This is a genomic window from Nonomuraea sp. NPDC049152, assembly GCF_040648355.1.
Classification (GTDB): Bacteria; Actinomycetota; Actinomycetes; order Streptosporangiales; family Streptosporangiaceae; genus Nonomuraea.
On sequence record NZ_JBEZDO010000080.1, the window covers coordinates 1 to 4557 of the forward strand.

The following is a 4557-nucleotide window of genomic DNA, read 5'->3' on the forward strand; positions in this document are numbered from 1 at the left end:
AGGGAGGGCACGGCGACCGTGAGTGCCATGTTGTCGATGATCAGCACCAGCGTGCTCAGACAGAGCACGATCAGGATCAGCCACCGACGAGGATGGGGGGCTTGCATCGGAGTTCCTTTCAATGCGCACACTGTACGCAGCGGTGCGTGCTTGCAGAGAGGGGTTCAGCTGGTCAGATCAGTGAGACGTGGCCCGAACGATCATCGGGTCTCCCGTGGGACGGCCGAGGCGGTCGCCGATGACGCGCAACACCCGCTCGAGCCCGCTCCACAGCCGCGACTCCATGTCGTCGGGCGTGGGGAATCGATCGTGGCTGGGCAGCACGGTGTGTACCCGGTGCGAGACCCGGCTGGTGCCGTCTCCGGCCGAGGTCACCGTGTGCACGCCGCCGTACCAGCTCTGTACGGCGACGGCCCGAAGACCCAGATCAACCGCGATGTCGACTTGACCGTCCGTCCCGGCGCCCACGGCCCGGTACGAGCCTGTGAGGTCACCGGCGAGCACGGTCATCGCTCCGCGTCGCGCGGCGGACATGCCGGCCAGGACGAGCAGGTTGTCGTCGCTCACCCGGCCGGGCTTGACGGCCAGCAGTAGGTCGGCGACCGCGTTGGCGGGCGCGTGGACCGTGCCGGCCACCTCCCATCGGGTGGGAAGCGCGGTCAGCGCGGAGAGCAGAGAGCTCATCGAGATCGCCTTTCCGGGGGAGCGGAGGGGGTGTCGGTCACGTCACCGAGACTGGCACCCACGCCGCCACCTGCGGGAGGGCGCAGGCCCGCCGGTGGGCAGCCAGACGCCCAGCCAGCCCCGCTGGCCTGCGGTTATGCGGCGACGCCCCGCTGTCCCAGATGTGTCCCCGGCGGGACAGCTGTCCCAGGTGTGTCCCAGGGCGGGACAGAGGACAGGCGGGACAGAGGACAGGCGGGACACCGCCCGCTCACCCGTCCGCCGGGTCCCCTCCCGGTTCGAGATCCATCGCGGCCAGGACGCGGGCCGCTTCGGCCTCCAGATGGCGAAGGCCGAGGGCCGTGGCCAGGTCGAAGGCCTGTCGCAGGTGGCGCGCGGCCTCGCCGCGATCGCCGGCAGCCAGGCAGGTCTCCCCGTACGGGATGAGGATCGGGGCGGCGCGCAGTCGTTCACCGGTCTCGTGGATGATCCGCAGGGCTTCCGCGTGATGATCCAGCGCCTCCACGACCCGGCCCAGCGCGCGGGCGGCCATCGCGACGTCGGTCAGACTCAGCGCCTCCGCGATCCGGTGGCCTGTCGCCCGGGTCTGGGCCAGTGCCGTACGGAAGAGCTCCAAGGCGCCCAAGGCGTCACCCGTCCCGAGCGCCACCGCGCCGTGCACTCGCAGTGCCATCGTCTCCAGATGCAGGTTGTCGAGTCGGAGGTGCTGAAGGGGGGCGCGGGCGCGGTCTCGCTCACCCTGCGCCAGGTCGAGTTCGGCACCACCGGCACCGGCGAGTTCGTGGTGCACGACGGCCAGGAAGCCATCGCCTGAGCACGGCGAGGTGACAGATGGTCGGCACGCGGTCTTGGCCTGAGCTCAGGCCTTGGCCGGCCGCGAGGCCGATTCCGGCCACACCGACATCAACGCCTCAGCGACCGACCATCACGAAGAACCCCTGGTTGGACGATTCAGCTGATCTGGGGCCACGTTGTCCGCTCGCGACACGGCGGTCATCGTGGGTCAGCTGAAGGATCGGGAAGAGGCGATCGACGCGTTGTACCGGGTTGGCCTGGGGCTGGACCTGCGGGACACTCAACTGCTCGCCTCGGCACTCGCGGCCGATGCCGAGCTGGATTCCCGCTCTGCGGCGGCCGAGCGGGAGCGTGCAGCCCCCTGATGGTCGGCCGCGACACGATCGTGAACCTGCTCCTCAGCCTGGTCGTCGGCCGGGCCGACGCGACCCACACGGTCACCAACCCCCGCGTCCAGGTGAACGGCTGCACCGCCAGGCTCACCGCGATGGTGCAGGCCCAGCACCTGCCCGACGCCGACCGCGATTCCTCGGCGATCTCGGCGTTGGTCTTGGCCTGGGCCACCAGGCGGGCGACGTCGTCCTCCCTGCCGGTCAGCCCTGCGTCCCCTGCCGGGGCGCCGGTCACGTCCGAACCGCGCAGTAGGCCGACCGTGACCGTACGGCGCGTTCTGCGCTCGCGTCGATTCGGCCCGGCGCCCCGCCATCTCGACACCTCCTGCCGGGCCTTCCTGAGATCGCAGGCCAAAGGGCTTTTGGCCTGCGATTTCTTCCACGTTGACACCATCACTCTGAAGCGCTTGTGCGTGTTGTTCGTGATGGAGGTCCGCACGCGGCGCGTGCATATCCTGGGCGTGACCTTTCACCCGACTGGCGCCTGGGCCGCTCAGCAAGCCCGCAATCTCCTGATCGACCTCGACGAGCGAGCGACGTCGTTCCGCTTCCTCATCCGCGATCGGGAGACTAAGTTCACCGCTGTCTTCGATGGCATCTTCGCCGCTGCGGGTATCACGGTGCTGAAGACGCCGTTGCGGACACTGCGGGCGTGCTATGCCGAGCGGTGGATCCTCAAACCGTGTGCGCGAGTTTTGACGCGCTACAGGGTGCCGTTAACGAACGTGGCACCGGGCTCACTGCGCCAGCGCGGCGCTGCGATGCTCCTGCGGACTGATGCCGTACACCCGCTTGAACGCCGAGCTGAGGGCGAACCCGCTGCCGTAGCCGACCTGCCGGGCGACGGCGTTCAGCGTGGCGTCAGATTGGCGCAGCAGGTCGGCGGCCAGGGCCAGGCGCCACTCGGTCAGGTAGGTCATCGGCGGCGTGCCGACGGCGTTCCGGAAGCACTCGGCCAGCGTCGCCCGTGACACCCCGACCTCGGCGGCGACCCGCGCCAGCGTCCAGTCGTTCGCCGGGTCCTCGTGGAACAGGCGCAGCGCCTCGCCGGCCACCGGGTGGGTGTAGGCCCGGTACCAGGCCGGGGCCTCGGTCTCGGGCCGGTCGAACCACACCCGCAGCACCGAGATGAGCAGCAGGTCGAGCAGGCGGTCGAGCATGACGCCCTGGGCCGGCCCCTGTTTGGTGACCTCGCTGGCCAGCACCGGGATGAGCGTCGAGTCCCACGTGTCTGCGGACACGACCAGCAGCGGCGGCAGCACGTCGAGCAGGCGCTGGCCGACGGCGCCGACCTCCTCGTACACGCCGAGCAGCATCTGCACCGACCCGTCGGGGTTGCTGCCCCACGTGCGCACCCCCAGCGCCATCCGCTCGCGCAGCTCGATGCCCTCGGGCGTGACGCACTGCTGGCCGGGGTACACGATGACCTGCGGCGGGGTCGCCGTGTCGTCGCTCATCACGTAGGGGTCCGGCCCACGGACGATGGCGACGTCGCCCGGGCGCAGCCGCACCGGCTCGCCGTGGTCGGGCTCGAAGCACGCTTCGCCGCTGAGCATAACGGCGAGGCACAGCGGCGACCCGTCCTGGACCCGGATCGACCATGGGGGGTCCAGCACGATGCGGAGGAGGAAGGCGCCGCTGGCCCGCGGCCCCTCGAGCAACCCTGCGAGTGCGTCCACCCGCTCAAGAGTAGACGATCGGATATGCATTCCGGCATCTCGGCCATGGACCATCCAGATGAGTGCCGTTCAGGCTGTAGCCATGACATCAAACGAGCACACGACGTTGGTCCTCGGTGGTACCGGCCGGGTCGGCCGCCGGGTGATCCAGAGGCTGATCGAGCGAGGCGTGAACGTGCGGGTCGGCTCCCGCACTGGCGAGCCCCCGTTCGACTGGGAGGACCCCTCAACCTGGGCCGGCGCCGTCGTCGGCGTCAAGTCGGCCTACCTGATGTACTACCCCGAGGTCGAGTGGCCCGGCGCCAGCGACGCCATCGCCGCCGTGGCCCGGCTGGCGGTCGACGCCGGCGTCGAGCGCCTGGTCCTCCTGTCCGCCCGCAACCAGGACGAGGCCGTCCGGTGCGAGGACGCCGTGACGAGCCTCCCGGTCGAGTGGACCATCGTCGCCCCGGCCTCGTTCAACCAGAACTTCGACGAGGGTGTGTTCCTCGAGCCGCTGCGCCACGGCGTGCTGGCCCTGCCCGCCGGCGACAACGCCGACCCGTTCATCGACGCCAACGACATCGCCGACGTCGCGGTGGCGGCCCTCACCGAGGACGGCCACGTGGGCGAGCGCTACGAGCTGACAGGCCCCCGCCTGTGGACCTTCATCGAAGGCGTCGGCGAGATCGCCCGGGCGACGGGCCGTGAGCTCCGCTACGTGCCGATCACCCGGGACCAGTTCGCCGACGCAATCGTCAACGACGGCGCCCCGCGCGAGTTTGCCGAGCCGCTGGCCACGCTCATCTCCGAGTTCTTCGACGGCCGGAACAGCTCGCTGGCCGACGGCGTCGAGCGTGCCCTGAACCGCAAGCCCCGCGACTTCGCGGACTGGGTGGCCGAGATCGCCCCCACCGGCGTGTGGGATGCCGCCTAGAAGATCACTGAAGATCTTGGTCTGTGCCCGCCGTGGGTGGGATCGGCGTCCTGTCGTCAGGCGGTGGTTGGCTCGAGGGTCCAGACGCCGC

The 4557-nt window shown here is 70.2% G+C and carries 6 protein-coding genes and 1 pseudogene; 4 read left to right on the plus strand and 3 right to left on the minus strand.

From position 1 onward, the window contains the following. Positions 1-177 precede the first annotated feature (177 nt). Together AB0B45_RS51265 and AB0B45_RS51270 are read right to left on the minus strand one after the other, a co-directional pair. Positions 178-684: a hypothetical protein gene (locus AB0B45_RS51265; RefSeq protein WP_358146321.1), complete on the minus strand. Its 507-nt coding sequence runs from the start codon at positions 682-684 to the stop codon at positions 178-180. A gap of 250 nt (positions 685-934) precedes the next feature. After that, positions 935-1372, minus strand: a complete 438-nt coding sequence (locus tag AB0B45_RS51270; protein WP_358146329.1) for a tetratricopeptide repeat protein — start codon at positions 1370-1372, stop codon at positions 935-937. Between AB0B45_RS51270 and AB0B45_RS51275 the strand changes: the two genes are divergently transcribed. From AB0B45_RS51275 to AB0B45_RS51285, 3 genes and pseudogenes are all read left to right on the plus strand, one after another. Further along, the gene (locus tag AB0B45_RS51275) at positions 1367-1498 is read left to right on the plus strand and encodes a hypothetical protein (RefSeq protein WP_358146331.1); all 132 of its coding nucleotides are present in this window, start codon (positions 1367-1369) and stop codon (positions 1496-1498) included. The genes AB0B45_RS51270 and AB0B45_RS51275 overlap by 6 nt on opposite strands. 157 nt (positions 1499-1655) lie before the next feature. Continuing rightward, positions 1656-1844 carry a hypothetical protein gene (locus AB0B45_RS51280; RefSeq protein ID WP_358146323.1) on the plus strand — a complete coding sequence of 63 codons (189 nt, stop codon included), beginning with the start codon at positions 1656-1658 and terminating at the stop codon, positions 1842-1844. Then, positions 1844-1963 (plus strand): annotated as a pseudogene (locus tag AB0B45_RS51285) (nuclear transport factor 2 family protein); the annotation flags it as partial. The gene AB0B45_RS51280 and the pseudogene AB0B45_RS51285, both read left to right, overlap by 1 nt. Before the next feature lie 645 nt (positions 1964-2608). Here the strand turns inward: AB0B45_RS51285 and AB0B45_RS51290 are convergent. Then, positions 2609-3550, minus strand: coding sequence for an AraC family transcriptional regulator (locus AB0B45_RS51290; protein ID WP_358146325.1), 942 nt, complete (start codon positions 3548-3550; stop codon positions 2609-2611). A gap of 82 nt (positions 3551-3632) precedes the next feature. Between AB0B45_RS51290 and AB0B45_RS51295 the strand changes: the two genes are divergently transcribed. Then, entirely contained in the window at positions 3633-4466 is an 834-nt protein-coding gene (locus tag AB0B45_RS51295; protein WP_358146327.1) for an NmrA family transcriptional regulator, read from the plus strand. The last annotated feature ends 91 nt before the right edge of the window (positions 4467-4557 follow it).